General features: G+C 56.6%; 20 protein-coding genes. 9 read left to right on the top strand and 11 right to left on the bottom strand.

The genetic code is table 11. The features are described 5' to 3' along the window. Nucleotides 1-142: 142 nt before the first annotated feature. The 4 genes from EDC27_RS01605 to cimA all read left to right on the top strand — a co-directional run bounded on the left by EDC27_RS01605 (nt 143) and on the right by cimA (nt 7,630). On the top strand, nt 143-3,808 hold the full coding sequence (locus EDC27_RS01605; protein ID WP_123288867.1) for an NAD(P)H-dependent oxidoreductase subunit E: 3,666 nt from the start codon (nt 143-145) through the stop codon (nt 3,806-3,808). A gap of 303 nt (nt 3,809-4,111) precedes the next feature. Beyond that, nucleotides 4,112-4,678: a GAF domain-containing protein gene (locus EDC27_RS01600; protein WP_170161508.1), complete on the top strand. Its 567-nt coding sequence runs from the start codon at nt 4,112-4,114 to the stop codon at nt 4,676-4,678. A gap of 232 nt (nt 4,679-4,910) precedes the next feature. Continuing rightward, complete coding sequence (locus EDC27_RS01595) at nt 4,911-5,960, top strand: HD-GYP domain-containing protein (protein WP_170161507.1); 1,050 nt, start codon at nt 4,911-4,913, stop codon at nt 5,958-5,960. A gap of 62 nt (nt 5,961-6,022) precedes the next feature. Continuing rightward, nucleotides 6,023-7,630 carry a citramalate synthase gene (cimA, locus tag EDC27_RS01590; RefSeq protein WP_123288864.1) on the top strand — a complete coding sequence of 536 codons (1,608 nt, stop codon included), beginning with the start codon at nt 6,023-6,025 and terminating at the stop codon, nt 7,628-7,630. A 255-nt stretch (nt 7,631-7,885) separates the two neighbouring features. On the opposite strand, the gene EDC27_RS01585 is transcribed toward cimA, so the two are convergent. Together EDC27_RS01585 and EDC27_RS01580 are read right to left on the bottom strand one after the other, a co-directional pair. Then, nucleotides 7,886-9,259 (bottom strand): PFL family protein, encoded by a 1,374-nt coding sequence (locus tag EDC27_RS01585; RefSeq protein ID WP_123288863.1) that lies wholly within the window; start codon nt 9,257-9,259, stop codon nt 7,886-7,888. Between the two features lie 46 nt (nt 9,260-9,305). Next, complete coding sequence (locus EDC27_RS01580) at nt 9,306-9,863, bottom strand: glycine cleavage system protein R (RefSeq protein WP_123288862.1); 558 nt, start codon at nt 9,861-9,863, stop codon at nt 9,306-9,308. Between the two features lie 496 nt (nt 9,864-10,359). Here EDC27_RS01580 and EDC27_RS01575 point away from each other — a divergent pair, with 496 nt between their 5' ends. Further along, nucleotides 10,360-11,877 (top strand): B12-binding domain-containing radical SAM protein, encoded by a 1,518-nt coding sequence (locus EDC27_RS01575; protein WP_123288861.1) that lies wholly within the window; start codon nt 10,360-10,362, stop codon nt 11,875-11,877. Between the two features lie 49 nt (nt 11,878-11,926). Here EDC27_RS01575 and tsaE read toward each other — a convergent pair whose 3' ends face one another. Genes tsaE through EDC27_RS01540 form a run of 7 tightly spaced genes read right to left on the bottom strand, consistent with a single transcriptional unit; the run spans nt 11,927 to nt 19,063 of the window. Next, nucleotides 11,927-12,460, bottom strand: a complete 534-nt coding sequence (gene tsaE / locus EDC27_RS01570) for a tRNA (adenosine(37)-N6)-threonylcarbamoyltransferase complex ATPase subunit type 1 TsaE (RefSeq protein WP_123288860.1) — start codon at nt 12,458-12,460, stop codon at nt 11,927-11,929. Further along, complete coding sequence (locus EDC27_RS01565; RefSeq protein ID WP_123288859.1) at nt 12,457-14,010, bottom strand: NAD(P)H-hydrate dehydratase; 1,554 nt, start codon at nt 14,008-14,010, stop codon at nt 12,457-12,459. Before EDC27_RS01565 ends, tsaE begins: the two co-directional genes overlap by 4 nt. Further along, complete coding sequence (acpS, locus tag EDC27_RS01560) at nt 13,958-14,437, bottom strand: holo-ACP synthase (protein WP_123288858.1); 480 nt, start codon at nt 14,435-14,437, stop codon at nt 13,958-13,960. The genes EDC27_RS01565 and acpS overlap by 53 nt, the downstream gene beginning before the upstream one ends. Further along, complete coding sequence (locus EDC27_RS01555; RefSeq protein WP_123288857.1) at nt 14,437-15,153, bottom strand: pyridoxine 5'-phosphate synthase; 717 nt, start codon at nt 15,151-15,153, stop codon at nt 14,437-14,439. Before EDC27_RS01555 ends, acpS begins: the two co-directional genes overlap by 1 nt. Nucleotides 15,154-15,156: 3 nt before the next feature. After that, on the bottom strand, nt 15,157-15,585 hold the full coding sequence (gene ybeY, locus EDC27_RS01550) for an rRNA maturation RNase YbeY (RefSeq protein ID WP_211334734.1): 429 nt from the start codon (nt 15,583-15,585) through the stop codon (nt 15,157-15,159). Continuing rightward, nucleotides 15,548-18,040, bottom strand: coding sequence for an HD family phosphohydrolase (locus EDC27_RS01545; RefSeq protein ID WP_123288855.1), 2,493 nt, complete (start codon nt 18,038-18,040; stop codon nt 15,548-15,550). Before EDC27_RS01545 ends, ybeY begins: the two co-directional genes overlap by 38 nt. A 9-nt stretch (nt 18,041-18,049) precedes the next feature. Beyond that, nucleotides 18,050-19,063 (bottom strand): PhoH family protein, encoded by a 1,014-nt coding sequence (locus EDC27_RS01540; protein WP_245994151.1) that lies wholly within the window; start codon nt 19,061-19,063, stop codon nt 18,050-18,052. 197 nt (nt 19,064-19,260) lie between these two features. Here EDC27_RS01540 and EDC27_RS01535 point away from each other — a divergent pair, with 197 nt between their 5' ends. Together EDC27_RS01535 and EDC27_RS01530 are read left to right on the top strand one after the other, a co-directional pair. Beyond that, nucleotides 19,261-19,854, top strand: coding sequence for a CvpA family protein (locus EDC27_RS01535; RefSeq protein ID WP_170161506.1), 594 nt, complete (start codon nt 19,261-19,263; stop codon nt 19,852-19,854). Between the two features lie 22 nt (nt 19,855-19,876). Then, nucleotides 19,877-20,611, top strand: a complete 735-nt coding sequence (locus EDC27_RS01530) for a MazG family protein (protein ID WP_170161505.1) — start codon at nt 19,877-19,879, stop codon at nt 20,609-20,611. Here EDC27_RS01530 and EDC27_RS01525 read toward each other — a convergent pair. Further along, a complete protein-coding gene (locus EDC27_RS01525; protein ID WP_123288851.1) occupies nt 20,569-21,285 on the bottom strand; it encodes a potassium transporter in 717 nt (238 codons plus the stop codon). The genes EDC27_RS01530 and EDC27_RS01525 overlap by 43 nt on opposite strands. 53 nt (nt 21,286-21,338) lie before the next feature. Between EDC27_RS01525 and EDC27_RS01520 the strand changes: the two genes are divergently transcribed. Both EDC27_RS01520 and EDC27_RS01515 read left to right on the top strand, forming a co-directional pair. Next, the gene (locus EDC27_RS01520) at nt 21,339-21,740 is read left to right on the top strand and encodes a DnaJ family domain-containing protein (RefSeq protein WP_123288850.1); all 402 of its coding nucleotides are present in this window, start codon (nt 21,339-21,341) and stop codon (nt 21,738-21,740) included. Further along, nucleotides 21,737-22,975 carry an exo-beta-N-acetylmuramidase NamZ family protein gene (locus EDC27_RS01515; RefSeq protein WP_211334733.1) on the top strand — a complete coding sequence of 413 codons (1,239 nt, stop codon included), beginning with the start codon at nt 21,737-21,739 and terminating at the stop codon, nt 22,973-22,975. The genes EDC27_RS01520 and EDC27_RS01515 overlap by 4 nt, the downstream gene beginning before the upstream one ends. On the opposite strand, the gene nadE is transcribed toward EDC27_RS01515, so the two are convergent. Beyond that, complete coding sequence (gene nadE / locus EDC27_RS01510; protein WP_123288849.1) at nt 22,964-24,418, bottom strand: NAD(+) synthase; 1,455 nt, start codon at nt 24,416-24,418, stop codon at nt 22,964-22,966. The two genes, EDC27_RS01515 and nadE, sit on opposite strands and share 12 nt — an antisense overlap. Nucleotides 24,419-24,457: the final 39 nt, after the last annotated feature.

Below are 24,457 nucleotides of genomic sequence, written 5' to 3'. Positions count from 1 at the left end.
CTCTGCGCACATCGGTCCATTTCATGGCGCCTTCCGGCGCCTTTGTAAAACGAAGCAACGAGGTCTGGGAGTCACCGATGTAGGTGAAGGAAGGCTTGGAACACTGCTTGAGAATAAAAACGTCGGCCGTGGAGAAGACACCATGAACGCTTACCAGCCCATAAATCCTCGAATGTCGTGCGATCCCGCCTGGTGGATGGAACGCCTGCAAGCCGCCGTGGTTCATGCGGGACCGATTCGAGATACCCGCTTGCCCAAAGACCTTTGGCCATTGGCCATGGTGCTCCGTGCGCTGCGATCGGGACTGGACGAACTGCGGTTGCTTTTGGGTGATGATCCGGAAAGTCTTGCCACGTTCGTGTCCAAGCTTGAGGCGCAGGGCCCGGAATTGTGGGGGCGTGATCGGGAAGACGCTTTTGTCCGTTTGGTTCGAGAAAGCCTGGGACGAAGGGACTGGCGCGAGAAAGACATGATCGACATGATCCTCGAGTACCTCAGAGCTTCCGGTCCAAGACTTCCCAAAGATCTGAGGAAGTCTTTGGAAGCCTTGGATCTGGCGTTCGCCGATGCTAACGCTCGAGGCCGTGCCATTAGGGATGGGCTGGTCAGTGAGGCTCGAGGTGGACTGGGCGGCCTTCAATGGGTTCGCCACGTTGCGCCCGAGCTAAGGCGGTGCCCAGGGCCGTTGGGACCGGATTCCCTGACATGGCTTTGGGAAACCCTGGCCACTGTGACCGGATGCGCTGAAGAGCTCGCCGTGCCTTCACCGGACGATTGGGTGTCCTTGCCGGGATCGGAGTTGTGGAAGGACTTTGAAGCGGCTCTGAGGAAAGCGTGGGGGAAACAAGGCCGAAGCTTTCCTGTCAAGGATCTGGAAAAGGCCTCTTTGTACCTTATGGAAGATATGGAGGCACGCGATCCCCATCATAGGTATTTCATTCGATTCTTAATCGAAAACGACGCGGCCTACCGCCGTCTTCTCAAGACCTGCTACGCTGATGAGAAGGTGCAGAGGGCGGCCTTAGAGCAGGAGTGCGAACGTTTTAACCGTCTTCCCGAACATGCCGCCCACCGTGTCAGCTACGATGAGGAAGAAAAAAATTGGTGGCTTAAAGCGTTTTTCTTCAGACCCGACGTGGTCCAGTGTTTCGTGGAACGGGAAAAAGTCAAGGACATGTATCGTGCTCTTGGGGGACTGGATGCGCGAGCCTATCTGCCACGAGTGCTCCATGAGGTTCAGGGGCTGTTTGGATACGTAACCCCGGAGGCGTGCCAAAATATCGTGGAACGTCTGGGTCTGGACCCCGAAGACGTTCTCCGAGTCATTGCTTCGTACAAGCAATACAGCGCCGATCCGTCCGGAGAGATCATCATCTATGTGTGCAAGGGAACGGCCTGTTTTCTCCGAGGTCAGCCTGAATTGTCGCGCCGCCTGACCATGGAGATCGGAGCGGAAGTGGATGTTGTGGGGCGCTATGGTGTCCAATACGTGGAAATGGACTGCTTCGGTGTCTGCCATTTGGCTCCCGTGGTGCGAGCCGGCAATCGGTTTTACGGACAACAGAAAGCCGAAGACATTCCTCGGCTCGTGCGTCAACTGATTCAGGGCCCGGACTATACAAATCGGCAGCTTTTCGTGGCACGCCTCGTGGAAAAATTGGTGTCCGAAACGGTGAGCGAACCTATTGAGGCCTTGAAGGTAGAGCGTGTGGACGTTTTTCCCAAAACGGGATCAGGGCTGACCGTGCCGGAGGCTTTTCGGGACGAGACCTTCAGCGGCGGCGCCGTGGTGTTGCATGCCGAGGGGGATGTGGCCGTGGAGCGGCCGGACGGGCGAAGAGAAGATCTTGGGCGGTTGATTCCTCGAGTCCTGCCGTTCAAGATGCGGGATGTGGACGGTTCCGATCGCTTCGGAGCCGTGATTTATGGTAAGAATCGGCGGTTGATTCGAGGGCTTGGCCTACCCGAGATGACCGACGAAAGCATCCTGGCTGCGGTGCTTCCTCCGACTGTTCATTTGGTGGATGGTCTCGTGGCCCTGATAACACCTGAGCGCACGGTGATTCTCGGGCCTTATACGGACCGGCTGCTCGTTGTGGAATCATCCCAGGCCTACCTGGGTGTGGTCCTGACCGGGGAAAGTTCCGGTGTTCCCTATGGAAACGATGCGGCGGTGAAAGGCGAATCCGCAGGTCATCAAGACCCCTCCTTTCGATCCGCTCAGGATCGTGTGGTTTTGGGCTATGCCAGCGCCAAGAACCCCATGCGCATGGATTCCTACCGCGAGGCGGGAGGGTATGAATCCGTGTTTCGAGTGTTGGGATTTCGGGGCGAGCCTCCCTGGAGTCCTGAGCGCCTTATCGCAGAGGTTCGGGACGCGCGACTGCGGGGACGCGGAGGCGCCGGTTTTCCCACGGGTCGAAAGTGGGAAGCCATGCTGCGGGCGGTGTGTCGCATCGAGCCGGAAGACGGCAATCAGGACCCCATCAAGCTGATCGTGGCCAACGGCGACGAAGGCGATCCTGGAGCCTTTATGGATCGCACGCTCATCGAACAAAAACCCCACCAGGTCTTGGAAGGAATGATTCTGGCTGCCATAGCTGTGGGGGCCCGCTATGGTGTGATCTACGTGCGTAAGGAATACGAAGACGCCGTGCGAAGCCTTGAGGATGCCCTTTTTGAGGCGCGACGCTGTGGATTTTTGGGGCACAATATTTTCGGTGTGCCCGGTTTGCATTTCGACATCGAAATACGCTTGGGGGCTGGGGCTTTTGTTGCTGGAGAAAAGCGGGCCATCATGCGCGCCATCGAGGGCAAGCCGGCCGAGCCGACCATCAAGGCACCGTCCAACACGGTGCGGGGGTTGTGGGGCAAGCCCACCCTGCTCAACAACGTGGAAACCTTTGCCAATGTGCCCGTCATCATCCAGCGAGGTAGTGCCTGGTATGCGGGTCTGGGCACGTCCCGAAGCGGTGGAACAAAAATCTTTTCTGTGGCAGGCATTGTGAAAAAAACCGGCCTGGTGGAAGTTCGATTCGGCAAGACCCTTGCCGATATCATTGAAATCTGCGGAGGCGTTCAGGATGGAAAGAAGCTTTCCGGGGTACAAATCGGCGGGCCGTCCGGAGCCATTCTCTCTTTGACGGGAGCTCGAGCCTATCTGCTGCAAACCCCGCTGGACTTCGACACCTTCAGTGATGCTGGGGCCATGTTGGGATCAGGCGGGCTGGTGTTTATCGGAGAAGACGACGACGTGGTGCGTTTGGCCAGGCATTTTACGGATTGGCTCGCAGAAGAGTCCTGCGGGCAGTGCCCGTCGTGTTTTCGGGGGACCCGGGCTTTGGGAAACGTGCTGGATCGGCTTCTAGCCGGGCAGGGTAAGGCGGCTGATATTCATGAACTATGGGCCATGAGCGACGTGGTGCGCTCAGGAAGTCAATGCGGCCTTGGGACCACCGCCGCCAATCCGGTGACCAGTGCCCTTCGGTTCTTTCCTGCGGCCTTTTTTCACTACCTTTTGCAAAATCCCGAAATGGGACGGCGCGACGTTTTTGAAGCCCTGGAAGCTTTGCGTCTGCTCACGCGCCAGGACCTTGTTCGCGTAACCGGCGTGCGGCGCCATATGGAAGGCACGACGTTCACATTGAAACGCCATCTGGTGCGATTTCTCGTGGAAGAGATCGAAAAAATAGACCAATACCGTCCGAGGTCATGTCGAATGACCGATCGATTGCTTCGCCTTTTGGGATTGCCCCGCTACGAAGTGGGCCAAAGGGAAGTCGTCATGGAATGGCGGCATGTGGCCTGATAGCCTCTTCCACGAGACCTGCACAAGTATCTAGGGGCTTTTGGCCGTGTCTCGATGGGCGTTTCCTGAGGAGGCTGAGCGGTAGAGTACTTGCCTGGTCTCGAAATGTGCTTGCTCGGTCTGCGAGGGCACCTTTTTCCCGTTTGTTGAGGCGGTCCCGAGGGCCAATAAGGTCTTACTAAGGACGCCACGCCGACCTCAGGAGGCACGCATGACCACCGGGGACGGCCTGAGGCTTGGATGCAAGAGGCGTCCAAAGGATGGTGGAAAGTTGGAAGAAAAGCCAAAAAAGGGTGGGTGACGATGACCAAGGAGAGAACATACCTTGAAGCCTTTCGAGAAATAGTGCAGGTGGTGAGCGGGTCTCTGGACGTGCAGAACGTGCTGCAGGCCATGGTGAAAACTGTTCCTAAAGTCCTGAAAGCCAAGGCGTGCGCCGTTCGCCTTCTGGATCCCAAAGGAAGAACCCTGGAACTGGTCGCCAGCTATGGCTTGAGCGACGCTTACATTCATAAGGGCCCAGTGGATGCCGACCAAAGCTTGGCGGAATGCCTTCAGGGGCACACGGTGATCATCGACGATGCGGCCACCGATCCTCGCGCCCAGTATGGAGAGGCGGCAAAGAAGGAAGGCATCGTGGGCATCTGTTCTGTGCCGCTCAAAGTCAAGGGGCGTGTCATCGGTGTGTTGCGCATCTACACGGAAGAACCCAAGAGGTTTCAAGAAGAAGACCTGGCTTTCGTGGAGGCCCTGGGGGAATTGGGAGGGATCGCCATCGAGAACGCTCGCCTCTATGAAAGATTGAAAAAAGACTACGAAGAAGTCATGAGCGACGTCTTTCGTTTTGTCGGCTACCGTCGAAGCCTATAAGTTTAGCGGTTCAAAGCCCAGAGGCCTCAAATCTTACAAAAATGGTCGTGTAAGCTCTCAATATGGCTGAAAGAATTTTCAAGAATTTTGACGAAGCTGCCGATCTTTTATAGAACCAGGGCAGGTGTCTGCGCAAGAAGGGTTTTAGGCCTGACGCTTTCTGAAGCGCCATGGGGTGCAACACGGGAGCGAAAAGGTCCAGATGGACGCCATTATGGTGAGGTGGGTGGATATGGCGAGATCGGCGGCGGTGCTCGACACTGGGTTTGGCGCTCTCGATCTTCGAAAGGCTCGGAAACAATCCCTCACAGGACCGGTCACCTTTGAAGAGCTAGGTTACGAGGCTTTTCCCATTAAATTCTTGGTTCCGGACTTCATGGTGCCGTGCAATCTTTATATCCCGGTGATGGCCAAGGGGGAAAAATTGCCCACGTTCGTTAAGGTCTTGGAACGGGGGCAGTCTTATTCTGAAGCGTGGAGAAAGGCTCTCAAGGAGCAACGCGTCCACGAGCTTTATGTTGAAGCGCATGAAGTGGCGGAGTTGGACGGTTATTTTCATGAAATTCTGCGGGCGTATGCCGAAGATGAGGCCACGCCCATCGCGCAGAAGGCTTTGGTCCTACATCATTATGGAGAATTCATTGCACGGCGTCTCTTTGGAGAGGTGAATGACGGAACGTTTGTCAAGAAAGCGGGTCAATGGGCCGACGCCGTCGTTCGGTATCTTCGCTCGAACCGGTTGAGGGCCGGCCACATCTATCGCCGATTCATGAAGAATTATGAGATGTTTACGCACAGCGTTCAGGTGTCCATGTTGGCCATGGCTTTTTGCTGGCATATGAACTGGCGTCATGAAGATGTGGTGCGGCTTGGATCGGCCGGTTTGTATCATGATATCGGCAAGGTATGGGTGGATTCGCGCATCCTCCTGAAGCCCGATTCCCTGACGCGTGAGGAATTTGCCCACATTCGGCGGCATCCGGAAAGTGCTTACGCTCATTTGGCTTCCATGGGATGGATGAATGCGGATCAGTTGGCCACCGTGCGCCAACATCACGAGGCCATGGATGGCACGGGTTATCCTCTAGGCCTCAAGGGCTCCGAGATTCACCCTTTTGCTCGCGTGCTGCATATTTGCGACTGTTTCGATGCCCTCACGACGCATCGCCCCTACAAGAAAGCCGTCACCCCCTTCAAGGCTCTCAGGATTATGCAAAGTGAGATGAGGCTTTCCTTTGACCGGCACCTTCTGTATAAGTTCATTCAATACCTTGGCTCGTGAACCGAGCCGCCCCAAAACCGCTCAAAAGCACGGGAAGGTTGCTGAAAGCATTGGAGTCAACAATGCCACCAAGCCAAGTTTTTCTTTACGATACCACGCTGAGGGACGGAACTCAGGCGGAAGATTTCAATCTATCCCTGACGGACAAGATCCGTGTGGCCTTGAAGCTGGACGATTTGGGCATTCATTACATTGAAGGGGGATGGCCGGGATCTAATCCCAAGGACGAAGAATTCTTTTCGGAAATACGAAATTATGCGCTGAAGCGGGCAAAAATTGCCGCCTTTGGCTCCACGCACCATCCTTCCAAGCGGGCGGAGCACGACCCAAATCTACACGCCTTGGTGGAGGCCAAGACGCCGGTGGTGACCATTTTTGGCAAGAGCTGGACGGTGCACGTCAAGGAGGCTCTACGAACCACACTTGAAAAGAACCTGGAAATTATCCGCGATAGTTTGGCCTTTCTGAGACCGCAGGTGTCCACCTTGTTCTACGATGCCGAGCACTTTTTTGATGGGTTTCGAGAAGACTCGGAATATGCTCTGGCCACTTTGGAAAAGGCCGTGGAAGGCGGTGCCGAGTGCCTGGTGTTGTGTGATACCAACGGAGGCAACCTTCCGTCCTTTATACAGGAGGCTATCAAGGCGGTTCAGGAACGGTTTCCCAACGTGCCTCTGGGTATACATGCGCACAACGATTCGGATCTGGCGGTGGCCAATTCGCTGGCGGCTGTGGAGATGGGAGCGAGCCAGGTGCAGGGGACGTTCAACGGGGTGGGGGAGCGCTGCGGCAACGCCAACCTTTGTTCCATCATTCCCGCTCTGTGCGTGAAGATGAACATCCCATGTCTGGATCCCGAAGATTTGCGAAAGCTTCGGCAAGTTAGTCGATTTATTTTGGAAATCGCCAACGTGCCTCCCAATCGGTACCAACCCTACGTGGGGCGCAGTGCCTTTGCTCATAAGGGTGGTGTGCATATCAGTGCGGTGGAGCGCCATCCATCCACGTATGAGCACATTGACCCGGCTTTGGTGGGGAACAAGCGGCGGTTTCTCATTTCCGACCTGTCCGGGCGGGCAGGTGTTCAGCGCAAGGCCATGGAGTTCGGCATTCCCATTTCTTCCAAGGATCCTGTGGCCTTGGAAGTCCTCAATCAGATCAAGGAATTGGAGCATCAGGGGTACCAGTTTGAAGCCGCCGAAGCCAGTTTTGAACTCCTCATCAACAGGGCCATGGGCCGCTTCAAGAAATACTTTGAACTGATCGGCTATCGCGTGGTGGATCAAAAGTTCAGTGAAGACGGCGATCCGGTTTCGGAAGCGACCATTCGCGTGAGGGTTGGTGGGCAGGAAGAGCACACCGCGGCTTTGGGGCGCGGGCCTGTGAATGCGCTAGACAATGCGCTCCGAAAGGCTCTTGAAAAATTTTATCCAGAGCTCAAGGGCATGGTACTGACCGATTACCGCGTGCGCGTCCTTCCTGGCAAAGAGGGCACGGCATCCAAGGTGCGTGTCTTGATCGAATCCCACGATGGTAAGGAACGTTGGGGCACCGTCGGGGTGTCCCACGACATCTTGGAAGCCAGTTGGCAGGCGCTGGTGGACAGCATCAACTACAAGATGTACATGGCAGAAAAAAATCAGGAAAAGAAGGGCTGTGGCGAAAAGTAAGCTAAGCCTTTTCCACGTCATTATTGGGACTCATGAAGGCCTCGATCGATTTGGCACAATGAGCGCATTAGGGGATGGGCGCACGACCTGGTACCTTGTCGGTTGACCATACTTTTGGGCCGTGGGAAGGCCACGGCCCTCCTTTTTCGAAAACAGCCGGAAGTCCAAGAAGCGATCAACCCCTATGACGGCTTTGCCCAGGGCACTCCTTTTTCAGGATGAAGTCCTTCGAGGTCATGCCCGGAGGGGATTCAGTCAGTTATTGAGGCTTTGTACGGGGGCGGGAATGCGGCCCCCAAGGCAGATGAATTCCGTGGACAATTCCCCGTTAGGCACGGGAATGATGGTCGCTTCTCCCAAAAGGCCTCCAAAGTAGGCCTTTTCTCCTGCCTTTTTTCCGGGCACGGGAATGAGTCGAGCCGCCGTGGTCTTGCGATTGATGACGCCGATGGCCATTTCGTCGGCGATGATGGCGGCCAGGGTTTCTGCCGACGTGTCCCCGGGAAGGGCCACCATGTCCAGGCCCACGGAGCAGACGCTGGTCATGGCTTCTAGCTTTTCCAGGCTGAGGTGCCCTCGGCGGGCCGCCTCCGAAATGTTCAGATCTTCGCTCACGGGAATAAACGCCCCGCTCAAGCCTCCAACGTAACTGCTGGCAAAGGCGCCCCCTTTTTTCACGGCATCGTTGAGCATGGCCAAAACGGCGGTGGAGCCAGGCACACCGATGCTGTGCAGGCCCAGGCTCTGAAAAATCTCACCCACACTGTCCCCCACGTTGGGCGTGGGTGCGAGGCTCAAGTCCACCACGCCAAAGGGAATGTCCAAGCGTCGGGCGACTTCGCGCCCGATGAGTTCCCCCACACGGGTCACCTTGAAAGCGGTGTGTTTGATGACTTCCGCCAACTGGCCCAAATCCAGCCCTGGGTTGGATCGGCGTGCTCGGTCAATGGCTTTGCGCACCACTCCGGGGCCGCTGACGCCCACATTGATGACCGCCTCTGGTTCCCCGACGCCCAGGTAGGCTCCGGCCATAAAGGGAATGTCTGGAGGAATGTTGGCAAACACGCACAGCTTGGCGCACCCGATGCCGTCGGCGTCGGCTGTGGCGTCAGCCGTGCGCTTGATGATTTGGCCCATCATATGGACCGCGTCCATGTTAATGCCGGCCTTGGTGCTTGCCACGTTCACCGAAGCGCACACGCGCTGAGTCTTTGCGAGAGCGTCCGGAATGGCATCCATGAGGCTCACATCCCCGTTGGTGAATCCCTTTTCCACAAGAGCGCTGAACCCTCCGATAAAGTCCACGCGAACGATTTGAGCGGCGTCGTCAAGGGCCTGGGCCGCCTTGACAAGCTCTTCCCGTCCAAAGGCAGCCCCAACGACGGCCAAGGGACTGACGGCCACGCGTTTGTTGACCACGGGAATGCCGTACTTGTCTCCCACTTCGTCGCAGACGGAGACGAGGTCGTGGGCCAGGCGAAGGATTTTTTGCCGGATTTTTTCACAAAATGCGTTCACATCGGAATCGGCACAATCAAAAAGACTGATGCCCAGGGTCACCGTGCGCACGTCCAAATGTTCGCTTCGAAGCATTTCCAAGGTGGAAAGAATCTCACGGTCCGAAAGCATAGCTTACGTCAACTCCTCATGAAGTTTTTGGGGCTTTCCGTCTGAATCAGACACGATGGATCGCCTCAAAGATGTCCCGATGCTGAAGACTGAGGTCCAGCCCCAAGTCTTGCGCCCTTTGGCGAAGGGCTTTGCGAAAAGCCTGCTGGTCAATGTGCAGGGGAATATCCACTTCGTAGATCATGACATTGCGCCGAGGATCGGTTCCGCCTCGAAAGGCCGCCCGCAGGTTCGTGATATTGACGCCAAAGCGGGCCATGACTTCCGTTATTCCGGCCACAAGACCCAAGCGATCAGGCCCGATGGTGGTGACCACAAAGGGTTGGCTTGGCGGGGGCTCGTATCTTATCGATAGCCTGACCGGTTTGATCAGGACCGAGAGATCCATGGGCTTGAGGTGCTCCTGAAGCCGGCTCTCCAGTGCCTCCATGGACAATCCCTTGGGAAGCGACGCCATAAAAACCCCGGCAAACTCCGATTGAAGAATGGTTTGGCTGACATCCTCGATGTTGCACTCATTTTCGGACAGAACTCGAGAAACGGCGGCCACGATGCCGGGTCTGTCCGAGCCGAGAACGGCGATGAGCACCTTTTCAACAGGCATGACTCTACCTCCCGTGACCTGACACGCGATTCCGTGAAGATCTGCACGCTAACGTGCGCGCTTCGCCAAGTCAATGGCTCATGGGCCACCCTGCCCCTGAGCCTCAAGGCCGCTTTCATGGCCTAGCTGGTTCATGGAAAGGGTTTTGTCCCTCAAAAGAGTTGCCTTCCTCTTTGGTGTTGCCTTACCTAGGTTGCGGAGGTGCCTTTGTCATGTTGGGAAGTGTTGTCTTGTCTACAGGAGCGCCGCAAAGCGCCCCAGGGGCTTACGCCTTGCGCCGCGTTCCCCCCTTTGGGGTCTGCTTCTATGCGAGTTATAGGGATCGGACCCGGGTCAAGTGAAGAGGCTTGAAGGCATCGACGGCCACAATAAAGGCACTCGACTTTCTCAGAGGATTCTTGTTAAAAATTTCTAAAAAGCCTCGTGGTCATTTTTGCCGTGCGAGCATGGAAATCTTTCAGTGAGTTTCAAAGCGATTTTTTAAAGGAGACCTTACATGAAAGTTCTTTTGGTTTACCCGGAGGTTGCTGAAACCTTTTGGAGTTTCAAGCACGCTCTGCGCATCGTGCGCCGCAAAGCGGCTTTTCCGCCACTAGGTCTTTTGACGGTTGCGGCTCTTTTGCCGAGCCATTGGGAAAAAAGGGTGGTGGACATGAACACCCGTCCCCTCAAAGACGAAGATATTTTATGGGCGGACTATGTGTTTGTCAGTGCCATGATTGCTCAGCGCCGATCTACTAAAGAAGTGGTGCGCCGATGTTCCAGTCTCGGTGTGCCTGTCGTGGGAGGCGGTCCCCTGTTCTACGGCTATGCGGAGGAATTTCCGGATGTGGACCATGTGGTCATCGGGGAAGGGGAAAGCATTGTTCCGGAACTTGTGGCCGACTTGGAAGCCGGGCGTGCGCGGCCCCTTTACCGCACGGACGAACATCCACAGCTGGATCGCACCCCATTGCCCTTATGGGATCTGATTCGTCTCAAGGACTACGCCAGCATGAGTGTACAGTATTCTCGAGGGTGCCCGTTCAACTGCGAGTTTTGTGACATCATCGTGCTCAACGGCCGAAAGCCGCGCACCAAGCCGCCGGAACAGATGATCGCCGAACTGGAAGCGCTCTACGCCAGAAAATGGCAGGGATCCGTGTTCATTGTGGACGACAATTTCATCGGCAACAAGCATAGCGTCAAGACCGTGCTGGAACACATCATCCGCTGGCAGGAACGGCGAGGCCGAAAGTTCAGCTTTTACACGGAAGCCTCCGTGGACCTGGCCGAAGACAAAGAACTGATGGATCTCATGGTTCGAGCCGGATTCAACAAGGTTTTTTTGGGATTGGAAACGCCTTCCACGGAAAGCCTCAAAGAATGTGGCAAGGGCCAAAATCTGCGCCGCCCATTGGCCGAATCGGTGCGCATCATTCAAGAAAACGGGCTCGCCGTCATGGGCGGTTTCATCATCGGCTTTGACAACGATCCTCCGGACATTTTTCAAAAGCAGGTGCATTTCGTGCAATCCACCGGCGTGGTGACGGCCATGATCGGCCTGCTGACGGCTGTCCCTGAAACGCGGCTTTACAAAAGGCTGGAACGGGAAGGGCGCCTTCTCTTCAAGCCCAACGGGGACAACACCAGCATCGAGGGCACCCTCAATTTTATTCCCAAAATGGATCGACAGAAGATCATGGACGGCTATCGTTGGGTCATGGACACCATCTATTCTCCGCAGATGTACTACGAACGCATCAAAGCGTTCCTGGAAACCTACCGGCCTCGCGCCAAAGCCGTCCTGGAAAAGAACGACATTGTCACTTTTCTGCGTTCCTTGTGGTACCTGGGTGTTCGAGACACAAAGGACTCTCGATCCTGCTTTTGGAAGCTCCTGAAGGAAACGCTCCTTCACTATCGCGCAAGCCTCGCCGACGTGGTGACCGTTCTCGTCTACGGCTATCACTTTCGGAAGCTGTTTCATTCGGGCATGTTCAAAAATTCGGAAGTGGCCGACGGGCACTCGTAAAGCGCCGAGGCGAAACGTGTCCGAAGAAGGCCGCCGAGCTCAAAGGGGTTTATGACGGCGCCGTGAAGGCGGCCTTGTCATGTTCATCTTTCGGTTGAAGGCCTTCTTTAAGGCTAAGGAAAAGATCGGCGAAGCGGCGTTCCAAGTCCTTTATGTGAAAGATCGCGCGCAGCCGGCGGGAGGTGGGTCCGAGGATTTCCAAAAAGACATCCAGGCGCGCTGCGGGCAGCAAGGATCCCAAGCGTTCCGGCCATTCCACCACGGCCACACCGTGGCCAAAAAGGGCTTCCCGCCAGGGAAGGGTTTCCAATTCTTCCGGATCACTGATGCGGTAGCCATCCATGTGATAAAGGCGCAGGCGGCCTTCGTATTCGTTGATCAGGGTAAAGGTGGGGCTGGTGATGGCCGTTTCTGCGGGAATGCCTAGGCCCAGCGCGATGCCTCGGGTGAGCAGGGTCTTTCCCGCTCCCAGTTCCCCCCACAAAGCCACCACATCTCCGGAAACCAAGCGCTCGCCTATGGCACGCCCAAAGGCCAGAGACGATTCCGGAGCATGGGATTCCACGCAGATGACTGTGTTCATGCCGTCTCCAACGCTCCGATGACCAGAGGAATGTGCTCTAGGAGATCCGAAGCCAATAGACCTCGCGTCGTCTTACCCTGGCAAACGTTTTCTGCGGCCTTGCCGTGAATGTATGCGGCCAGGCACGCCGCCTGAAACGGTTCCACCCCTTGGGCAAGAAACCCGGCAATCATTCCCGTGAGCACATCGCCCATGCCGCCGGATGCCATGGCCGGCGTGCCGGACCCGTTGATGGCGACGCGCCCTTCAGGCGACGCAATCACGGTGCGGTGCCCTTTGAGAAGAACGATGACGCCGTGTTGCCGGCTGAATTCCTGGGCTACCTGAAGCCGATCCGCCTGCACGTCGGCGACACGGCATGACATCAGCCGAGCCATTTCTCCGGGATGGGGCGTCACGATCACCGGCACGGGGGCTTCACCAAGGGTGTCCAAAGCGCCGGCCAGAATGGTGAGGGCATCGGCGTCCAACACCAAGGGACAGGGTACGCGGGAAATGAGGCGAAGCAGCAGGCTTTGGGTTTCCGGGTGCAGAGAAATCCCCGGACCTACGGCAAGAGCCTGCTTTCCGTGCAGAAAGTCCAGAATCTCGGTCTCGGCCGCAATGGATGCGCTGTGTTCCGAGGTTTCGGGGATGGGCAAAGTCATGGCTTCGGTGAGTTTGACTTCAAGAATCGGGTTCAGGGAGCGGGGCACGAACAAGGTCACAAGCCCTGCGCCGACCCGGGCAGCGCCAAGGGATGCCAAGGTGGCCGCTCCGGTTTTTCCTGGGGACCCGGCAAGAAGGCATACATGTCCCGCTCGCCCTTTGTGCGTTTCAGCGGGGCGAGGCGACAACCACCGACGGCACAGTTCCTCGTCGAGCCACCAGCGGGTCACCCCTGCGGAGGCCACCACGCACGGCGGAATGCCGATGTCCACCACATGAAGCGCGCCGACGAGGGCATCGCCTTCGCCGATTCTCTGGCCCACCTTCGGCAAGCCAAACGTGGCCGTGGCCGTGGCGCGAATGGCGGCGCCCAGAACCTTTCCTGTGGAGGCGTCCAGGCCGGACGGAAGATCCACGGCCAGAACGGGTTTTTGCAAAGCGTTCACCGCTTCGATGATATCGCGGTAGAGCCCTTGAACGGGGCTGGAAAGGCCGGTTCCCAAAAGGGCGTCGATGATCACATCCGCATCGCGAACCATCGAAAACTGGGACGAAAAGTCCTCGTTTTCATTCCAATGGAAAGGCTGGACCCCGATCTTTTCCAAAATACGATAGTTGAGGAGCGCATCTCCTCGAAGGCGTTCGGCCGGACGCAGGCACACCACGCGCACCCAGACCCCCTTGCCGTGCAACAGTCGCGCGATGACAAATCCATCCCCGGCGTTGTTGCCCGATCCGGCAAGCACCACCACGCGCCGTCGCGCCAGGTCGGGCATGACGCGTTCGAAAAACGCCAAGGCGCCTCGAGCGGCATTTTCCATGAGCACGGCGCCGGGAAGACCAATCTCTTCAATGGTTCGGCGGTCCAGTTCCGCCATTTCTTGGGCGGTTACGAGTATCATTGCGCATGTCTCCCATACGGCCCAGCCCCTCAATGGGGCTTACTTCCGCAGTTTCCAAAACTACCACGGCCGCCCCATAGAGGCCGTCATCGGTGAGGCTCACATGCCACGCATGGATGCCGAGATCGCGAAGGAGCCCTTGAGCCCTTGGGGACAAGCAGATGACGGGCCGTCCTGAAGGGGCGTTGAGGACTTCCATGTCTTTCCAAAAAAGGGGAGCGCGAATGCCGGTGCCCACAGCCTTGGCAAAGGCTTCCTTGGCGGCGAAACGCATGGCCAGACAAGCCGCTTGATTTTTCTTGGCCAAGCAGGCTCGCTGTTCGGTGACGGTGAAAACCTTGTCCAAAAACCGGTTTTTCCAGCGCGCAAGCCCCGCTTCGATGCGGTCGATGCGCACGAGGTCGATGCCGATGCCGTAGACACCCATTACCCTTGCACCAAGGCGACCATTTCTTTCACGGCCCGTTCCATGCCCACCAAAACGGCTCGAGCGATGATGGCGTGGCCGATGCTAAATTCTTCAATTTCCTTGATCAAGCGAAGCCACAGAATGTTTCGGTAATCCACGCCGTGTCCCGCGTGGACCACCAAGCCGATTTTTGCTGCCAGCTTGGCGGCATCCTGAATGCGTTCGAACTCTTCCTGCCGTTTTGCGTAGGTTTTCGCTTCGGCGAACAATCCCGTGTGGATTTCCACGCAATCGGCGTCGATTTTTGCCGCGGTCTTAACGTGCTTGGGGTCCGGATTGACAAACAAGCTGACGGAAATGCCGCCTTGATGCAATCGCGTGATGGCTTCCGCCAGAGCTTCTTCGTAAAGCACCACGTCCAAGCCCCCTTCCGTGGTGAGTTCCTGGCGCTTTTCCGGAACCAAGGTCACCACATCTGGCTTGATGCGCAGCGCCGTCTCGATCATTTCCGCCGTAGCGGCCATCTCCAGGTTGAGTCGCGTCTTGACGGTCCGACGGAGAATTTCCACGTCCCGGTCCTGAATATGACGTCGATCTTCCCGAAGATGGACCACGATGCCCTGAGCGCCGGCTAGTTCTGCCAGGGCCGCAGCCGTTACCGGATCGGGCTCCGTGGCCAACCTTGCCTGCCGCACCGTCGCCACATGGTCCACATTGACGGCCAACCGTGCCACGTCCTACGCCTCCTTTGTCTCATTGCCAAAATCCGTTCGATACCAGGAAAAACGGGCGGGTTCGTGCCCGAGCGTTTTCAGGAGCTGCAAGGTCAGGGCTTCCATGGTTCGCGCCTCCTCGGGCTCGCCATGGTCGTGACCCAGCAGATGAAGGATGCCGTGAATGAGAAGAAGATCCAGGACCTCATCCAACGTGCACCGGGCCGTTTGTGCCATGACTTGGGCCGTGTCCATGCTGATGACCACGTCCCCTAACATGTGAGGCGCAATGTCCCCAAACTCGCCTTCCCTCATGGGAAAGGACAAAACATCGGTGGGTTCACCAACCCCCCGAAACCTTTGGTTCAAATCGGCCATTTCCTCGTCATCGGTCACGACGAGGCTCAGTTCTCCATCACTGCAGTCCAAGGCGTTTAAGATCCGTTCGGCCACTTGCTGCAGCCGTTCCAGGTCGATCTTTATCCGGTCGCACTTCTCGCTGATGTGAATCTGTGCCATTGGGTTTGCCCTTTGTTGAACTTGCCTGTGCGGGATATTCAATGCGTTTGTGATGCACCGTGGCCAGAATTTGATGGAAGTGCTTGGCGATCTGGTGCAGATCCTTGAGGGTCAGTTCGCATTCATCCAGCTGCCCGTCGGTGAAGGCGCTGTTGATCAGGCGGCTGACCATGCCTTGAATGCGCGCCGGTGTCGGTTCACTTAGAGACCGGCAGGCGGCTTCCACCATATCGGCCAGCATCACCAAGCCAGCTTCCTTGGTTTGCGGCTTCGGGCCGGGATATCGATAATCGTCGATGTTGATGGGAGGCAGTTCCGCCCCTTTGGATGTCTTGGTCTTTTCCCGTGCCTCCATGGCTTTCTGATAAAAGTACGAAATGAGACTCTTGCCGTGGTGTTGGCGAATAATGTCAATGATAGGTTTTCCCAGCCGGTGCTTGCGAGCCAATTCCACGCCGTCTTTGACGTGGGAGATGAGAATGAGGCTGCTCATGGACGGGGCCAGTTTTTCATGCCGGTTTTCTGCGTCAAACTGGTTTTCGATGAAATACAAAGGCTTCTTGATCTTGCCAATGTCGTGATAATAGCCCGCTACCTTGGCAAGCAGAGAATTGGCTCCGATGGACTTGGCCGCGGCTTCCGTCATGTTGCCCACAATCAGGCTGTGGTGATAGGTGCCCGGGGCTTGAATCATGAGTTCCTGCAAAAGAGGCTGGTCCATGCTGGCCAGTTCTAGAAGCCGAATGTCCGTGGTGTAGCCGAAGAGAAGTTCGGCCAAGGGGGTGAATCCTGTGGCAAGGACTCCGGAAACAATGCCGCCCATGAACCCCAAAAAGGCATTCACCAAAACGGCCACGGATGATCCGTGTTCTTGAAACAAGGCGAAAAGGGTAAGGCACGCCGCGTTGGTGGCCCCTGTGAGCAGGCCTGCCCGGATGGGAACCAGCCGGTTTCGACACGGGTTGACCCCGTAGCTTCCCACGAGGGACCCCAAAAGGGCAAAGACAAACACCTGAAAATCGTTGCCGCACAGGAGTGCCGCAAAGACACTGACGGCCAGGGAAAAGAAGACGGCCGTGGTGAGCCCAAAAAAGATACTGGCCAGCATGGCTCCCGCCGCAATGGGAACCGCGTAAAGAAAGCTCCGCTGATTAAAATAGCCGGGTTGTGAGCCCACTGAGGCGCTGAGCCAGTCGGCGGTTCGGCACAGCACCAAGACGACGAGGAGCACGCTGGCAAGAAACACATAATCATGAAAATCCAGACGTACCGAAGGAATGCGTAGGGAAAGCATGTGCCACAGCACGGCCAAAAACAAGGCCGAAAACAGCCAGATGGCCCAAAAGGCGGACAGAGCACGTTTCTTGGGTAGAGCTGAGGCGTAGGCTTCGAGCTTGTGCAGATCTTCCTCGGCAAGCTTCTGGCCATCGCGAATGATCATTTCGTTTTTCTTGATCTGCACATACACCGGCTTGACGGCTTCCGCAGCGGCACTCTCTGCCCGTTGGGTTTCCAGCCGATTGAAAAACAGATTGGGTTCCAAAAGCTGGGCGCAAAGATACGCGATGGCCCGTGCCGATTGAATGTCGCCTTCCTGCTGAAGAATGCGCGTTGTGGCCTTTTCTCGAGCCCGATGAATGTCCATGAAATGGCTGAGCGAGACAACCGTTCGTTCTCGAAGCGACGGAATCATGCGCACCTGAACCGATCTTCGGGCCGGTTGCATTGATTGTAGGGCCACCAGGTCCGGATCCCCCGCATCGGGAAGAATGCCTTCTTCAAAAATGATGTGAAGCCAGCCGATGACACGTTCTTCCAAAGACGGTGAAAAGTGTTCGCCGGCCAAGATCAAGTAAATGTTTTCCGGAACGGAAAATCCCAAGGCTTCTTCAAAGGCGGCTCGAAAGGACGGTATGCGAGGCTCGCCCCCTTCTTTTTGCGTGCTGGAAGACCGCGCCGAAAGCCGAACCCGGTGGTCCGGCATGAGGCCATTGGTTTCCTGAAGAAGAGCGTCATGAAGGGCGCCGCGCGTGGTCTTGAATGCCCGTGAGAGTCGAAGGACTGCGATTTGGGCCGCCTTTTCGTGAAGATCGAAAATGAGGGGGGCGTCCTGACGAGCCGATTGCCTTTTTTGTTTGGTCGCCTCCTGGTCCAGCATAAGGAAGTCCCGATCCGCCTTGATATCGTGGGTCGCCACGTCGCCAATGCGATAAGCCGGAGGGCGCTTCAAAAAGGTAGGGGTGATCAACAGGGCGGCCGCCAGAGAAAACACCACCACCAAAAGCACCTTGGCATGTTCAGGGTTTTTCCACCCTTGCGGCATCCTGAACCGCCCGCCCAAGGTCTCCGAATTCAGGCGACGACTGTCGAAACTCTTGTCTCGTTCCATAGGGGCCGCCTATTGAGAGTCGGGGGATTTTCTGGACAGGACCCTGGATTCGGCATTTTCGTAGGCTTCGATGATGTCCTGAACGAGGCGGTGACGGACTACATCCACATGGGAAAAGAAGATGAAATGAAGGCCTCGAATGCCCTGCAGGAGCTCCATGGCTTCGATGAGGCCGGACGGCTTGTTTTCGGGTAAATCGATTTGGGTGACGTCGCCGGTGATCACGGCTTTGGAGCCCAAACCGAGGCGCGTCAGGAACATTTTCATCTGTTCCGTGGTCGTATTTTGAGCTTCATCCAAAATGACGAAGGCCTCGTTCAGGGTACGACCACGCATGAAGGCCAGAGGAGCCACTTCGATGGTGCCGCGCGACAGAAGCCTGGAGGCCTTTTCAAAGTCCATCATGTCGTGCAGCGCATCGTAAAGAGGCCTCAAGTACGGGTTAACCTTTTCGGCCAGATCCCCGGGAAGAAATCCCAGTTTCTCACCCGCTTCCACAGCGGGCCGCACCAAAATGATGCGCCGAACTTGATCTGCCATAAGGGCCGATACCGCCATGGCCATGGCCAGATAGGTCTTGCCCGTGCCGGCAGGACCAATGCCGAAGACAATGTCGTGGGTTCGAATCGCTTCGATGTATTCCTTCTGCTTCAGGCTCTTGGGCGTGATGACGCGTTTGCTGGATGTGACAAAGACTTTGTCGAGAAAAATGTCTTCCAAGTGGCTTTGAGGCTTGTCGCTGAGGATTCTGACGGCGTAGAGCACATCCGAGGCATAGAGCGGGTAGCCTTTGCGCAGCAAGGCCTCCAGTTCATCCAGCACGCGCTCCGCCAGAGCCACATGTGCTTTATCGCCCGTGATGGTCACCTGCGTGCCACGAACGTGAAGTCGCACATCCAACTGTTTTTCAATAACCTTTAGATGACTGTTGCGTTCCCCCGCCAGGTCCCGAAGCACGGACGGATCGGTGAAGACCTTAATCCGAGAGCTGGCAACGGAGTCTTGAACACGGGAGGTCAACAATAACTCGTCCTTTCCTAAAAGATGTTGTGGGCAAGCCCACCACATGTTTCAGATACCATTCGCCGCACATTCTGACAATGAATTCTTCAACGGCGCGCATAGTGAAAACCCGTTGAACCCCCTGGGCGAAATGGACTATGGTTTGCCTTGTCGACAGGGTAGCATGGGTCGGCGATGAGGGAGGGCCCTGGCGGGAGATGAAAACCATGAACATGGTGGACGGCGTGCTGATTGTCGTGGTCATCTTTTCCGTGCTACGAGGCCTATGGCGAGGCGCCGTCTCCCAGCTTTTTGGTATAGCGGGTTTTGTGGCGGGTTTTTTCGTGGCCCACCGTTTTGGGGCGGCTCTGGGCAATCGGCTTGCAACCAGTTTTCCGTCTCTACCGCATTCCACGGCCATGGCTGCCGCCCTTCTGTTTTTCCTCACATGGTTTCTTATCGCCCTGGCCGGGGCTTGGATCTCTCATGGGCTTCGACGTGGAGGGTTAGGCGGCACGGATCGAATGGTCGGCGGAGCCCTGGGGCTGGTCAAGGGCGGTTTGGGCATGCTTCTGATGGTGTGGATTTTGACCCTGCTCATGCCACCCGACCATAAGCTTCTTAAGCATTCCCGACTCATCCCCTATGCGCAGGAAGCCACGCGGCTCCTGGTGGACGCAACGCCCAAGAGTTTCCGCGAGCGGCTGAAGATCCTGCCAAGACGTTCACCTGGAAAAAACATCACGCCGCCGGGCGTGATATTGGAGAAAAAACACGGTGAAGATAACGAGCCCAAATCAAGATCCATGTAAATCGAAGGAACGCTGGAACAAGGTGCAACGCCTTTGGAGCATCATCGGCCGGCTTCGGGGAGAAAACGGGTGTCCGTGGGACCGGCAACAAACCCCGGAAACGGTACAGACCTACCTGGTGGAAGAAGCCCATGAAGCGGCCGCGGCCGTTCGAGCGGGCTCGGTGGATGAGGTTGCCGAGGAACTGGGCGATCTTCTGTTCATGGTGCTTTTTATGATCCACCTCTATGAGGAAGCCGGCCAATGCACTTTGGAATCTGTCTGTGATGGGATTGCCGAAAAGATGATACGGCGGCACCCTCATGTTTTTGGCGACGCCACGGTGAATTCCACCGACGATGTGCGAATGAACTGGGAAAAAATCAAAGAAAAGGAGAAAAAGGCCCGCCCATTTTCGAGCCTTGGCGTTCCCGCATCCCTTCCGGCTCTCGTTCGAGCTTCACGGCTTCTTGCCAGACTCAAGAGTCCTGAGCTCTTTGGCCTGCCTGCGATCAACGAAGAATCCGTGCTATATGAAGCGATGAATCATTTGACGGAGGGGGAGCATCTCAATCGGGCGCAGGTCAGCCAGTGGGTAGCTCAAAGCCTTCTGGCACTGGTGGCCATGGCCCGACGCCACGGTGTGCGTCCAGAAGACTGCTTGCATATGTACCTGAACCAGCTAGAACGCTGCGCCTTGAAGCACGACAGCGGCTCAAGGAATGAAGCCTCGGATCACGCAGAGCCCTCCCACAACAGGGCGTCGATCACCGCATGACAGGAGCAGCTGGTGGCCACACAGTAAGCTCCAGGGGAGGCCTCAATGGCTCCAAGTGCTTCCTTAAGCTGTGCGCCGGTGTATCCGCCGACGCCTGGGGCTAATTGGCGGCTTTGAATGACCACCGTGCCGAAGGTGGGGATGGAGAGGTTTTGAAGGGTTTGATAAAGTTTTTCTGGACGGGGCTTCTTTGTGATGGTGCAATGGTCTTCGGGTTCCGGACAGTCGTCGGGGCATCGGAAGGTGGCATGGCTGGCATACACCGTGCCGGACGGGGTGCGAATGGGATGGGGCACCTGAGCGTCCACGACCGTGGGCACCGCAAGGCGGCGCGCCACTCCCTTCTTGCTCAATTCCATCAGAATCCAGCCATACGCCACGTGGACCGGAACGGCGGGAATGATCCATTGGTGGTCCACCAGGTCCTGGTTGGAAAGAAAGACAAAAATATCTCCGCGAACCCGAATGACGGGACTTTCTTCGGGAATGTCCATCAAACGCTGGCGATCCGCGTCCACGACCACAGCCTGGTTGATGTCGCCCTTGAGCAGGCGTTCCATGGCCAGGCGACCGAAACGGCCGGCCCCCAAAATCCACAGCTGTGCTCCGCCTCTCACCGATTCGGGGAAAGGCTCTTCTGCCGGCCAGACCTGCTTGAGATTCCAATGGGCCACCGCAAAGCACCTCCGTTTTCTGAACACACCATGCCGCCGCAAAGGGGCACACCATGAGCAACCTTTTTACTATTTTTGAAAAAATTGCGGAACAGAGGATTCAGGAAGCCATGGAGCGAGGGGAATTTGACAACCTGCCCGGCGCGGGAAAGCCCCTCACCCTGGAAGACGACAGCCATCTTCCTGCGGATTTGCGCATTGCCTACAAAATTCTCAAGAACGCCGATTGTCTTCCTCCGGAACTGGAGCTGCGCAAAGAAATCCGCACCACCGAAGAACTGCTATCGGGGATTCAAGACACGCAAGAAAAATACCACCAGATGAAGAAGCTCAATTACTTGATCATGAAATTGAACACCATGCGCCGTGTTTCGCCCTTGCTGGAAGAACACCAGGTCTACTACCCCAAGGTCCTGGACCGGTTGGCTCGAAACAAGGACAACAAGGGTCCATGATGGCGTCAGAACCGAAGGCCATGCCGTCTCGATTCGGATGTGACGTGTTCTTGGAAAATCTGCCGCAGTGGGTTTTCGAGAAACGCCTCGGTATCTTGACCAATCACGCGTCGGTCACCGCCGATTTTGTCCACGTGGTCGACGCGCTCATGTCGCGCGGCGCCCGCGTGAGCGCTTTGTTTTCGCCCCAGCACGGATTTTACGCGGAAAAACAAGCCAATATGGTGGAATCCGGACACAGTCGCCACAGGGTTTACCAGGTTCCCATCTTCAGTCTTTACGGAGAGACGCGAGAGCCCACCGAGGCGATGCTGAAGGCTATCGATGTCCTTGTCGTCGACCTGCAGGACGTGGGGACGCGCGTCTACACTTACGGAACCACGGTGGGGCTGTGTGTGGAGGCTTTTTGCCGACGTTCCAAGCCCGTGGTGGTATTGGATCGGCCCAATCCCATCGGTGGGGATCGCGTGGAGGGCAATCTTGTTCGGCCCGCTTATCGGTCCTTTGTCGGCCGTTATTCTTTGCCCATGCGCCACGGGCTGACACTGGGAGAACTGGCCCTATGGGTGGCTCAAAAGAAAGGCCGGTCGGAAATGGTCAGAGTGGTCCCAGTTCAGGGGTGGGCGCGAAGAGATCTATGGCCGGATACGGGACGTTCCTGGATCTTTCCTTCACCCAACATGCCTTCGTGGGAATCCGCGCTGCTCTACCCCGGAATGGTTTTGCTGGAAGGGACCAACGTGAGTGAAGGCCGGGGAACCACCCTACCGTTTCAGGTGGTGGGCGCCCCATACCTGGACCCGGACGCGGTGCACGCAGCCTTGGCTCCTTGGGCCCTTCAGGGAATTGTTCTGCGCCCCGTGGCCTTTGAGCCGACCTTCGACAAGTGGCGCGGGCAGCTGTGCCGAGGCTTTCACCTGCACGTCACGGACGCGCGGGTTTTTTGCCCTTACCGGTTCGGGCTGGCTTTTCTTCAGGCCGTCCTTCGAGTGCACCGAGAGGCTTTTCAATGGCTGGATCCGCCATATGAATACGAGACGCGGCATCGGCCCATTGATATTCTTACGGGGGATCCTCGCATTCGCGAATTTTTGGAAAACGACGGACCCATCATGGCCTTGGAAAAGGGCTGGGCCGAGGAATTGCGCGGCTACGAGGCTGAAAGGCAGGAGGTGTTGCTTTACGGCGAAGAATTTTTCCAAGGACGGTGTACGACGGACTGGTCAACTCTCTAGAGTGAGCAAGACGGCCTCGGCCACTTCTCTCATGGATTTTCGCGTGTCCATACTCTTTTTTTGCAGCCAGCGATAGGCGTCTTCACCGCTCAGGTTCAGTCGAGAGATAAGAATGTCTTTGGCTTTTTCGATGATCTTTCGTTTTTCCAGCTCCTCCTGAATGACTTTCGACTTGACCATAAGTTCGGTATTTTCGATGGCCACGGCAGCCTGATTGGCCACGGCGGTCAGGACATTCATTTCCAACTGCGTAAACCGGTGCGGGTAAGAAGTGTAGCAGTTGATGACGCCGATGACGCGGTCCTTGACGCGCATGGGCATGCTCAGCAGGGACACCAGCCCAAGGTGCCTGGCCAGATCCTTCTCTTTGAAGTAGGGGTCTTCAAGAACATTGAAAGCAATGTGGGGTTTGTTTTCCACCACCACCTTGCCCACAACGCCCTCACCCACCTTGAGCACGCGATCCTTTACGTATTCCGGATTGATGGCCTGAGTGGCTCGAAGCCGCAGGACCCGTTCTTGTTCGTCCAAAAGCCACAGGGAACACACACTGGAATTCATCGCCTGGGCGGTGACCATCACGATCAGGCGAAGAATATCTTCCAGGTATTGGTCTGACGTGATGGCCTTGCTGATGACGGTTAAGGCCTCAACGCTTCTGTCGGCAGGACTGGGTTCCAGGGCTGAGGACCTTTGTTCAGGGTACGGCTCCACGGTTTCCTCAAAAAACCGAAGGGGTGGGCGCCTCTTGTGGGCCGTGAGAGCTCGAAGCTTCTCGATGCGTTTTCGCACCGAGGATGGAACCGAACGGTGTTGCCCGCTCAAAAAGCTGTCCAGCTGCTTGTAGGTGAAGCCCAATTCCTCTTCATCTGTTTGGCCTGGCCACAGGCCGGCGGACGGCGGTTTGGTCAGAATTGGCTTAGGCAGTTTCAGGGCACGAGCCAGCCGTTGCACATCTTTCTTGAGCAAATGCACGATGGGTTGAATGTCTGCCGCTCCGTCCCCATATTTGGTGAAATAGCCCACTTCCCATTCACTGCGGTTGCTGGTCCCCATGACCAAATAGCCAAGTTCGGCAGCCCGGTGATAGAGCACCGCCATGCGCAGTCTTGCCTTGAGGTTTCCCAGCAACTTTGGGTTTTGCGAACCCAAAAGGCGGGCCAGCTGATCGAAGGCGTCGCTCAGATCGATTTCTTCATGGGCCACAGCCAAGTGATGGCAGACGCTGCGGGCGTCCTGAACATCTTCCGGAAGAGTGTGACAGGGAAGAATGAGGCCGAGCACGTTGTCTCCCAAGGCTTTTTTAGCCAGAGCGGCGCAGACGGCGGAATCGATGCCGCCGCTTATGCCAAGGACGACCCCTTGGGCTTGGGCGTCACGAATGCTTTGAGCTATCCAGGCAACGAGCTGGGGTACATGATGGCGTGGTTGCCGCGGTGCCATATCAACAATTCCTGCCTATGCCCGAAAATGTTGCCGATC

This window comes from Desulfosoma caldarium, from assembly GCF_003751385.1.
In the GTDB taxonomy this organism is placed as follows: Bacteria; Desulfobacterota; Syntrophobacteria; order Syntrophobacterales; family DSM-9756; genus Desulfosoma; species Desulfosoma caldarium.
Note: the sequence above shows the minus strand (reverse complement) of the source record. Positions and strands in the feature narration are given on the sequence as shown.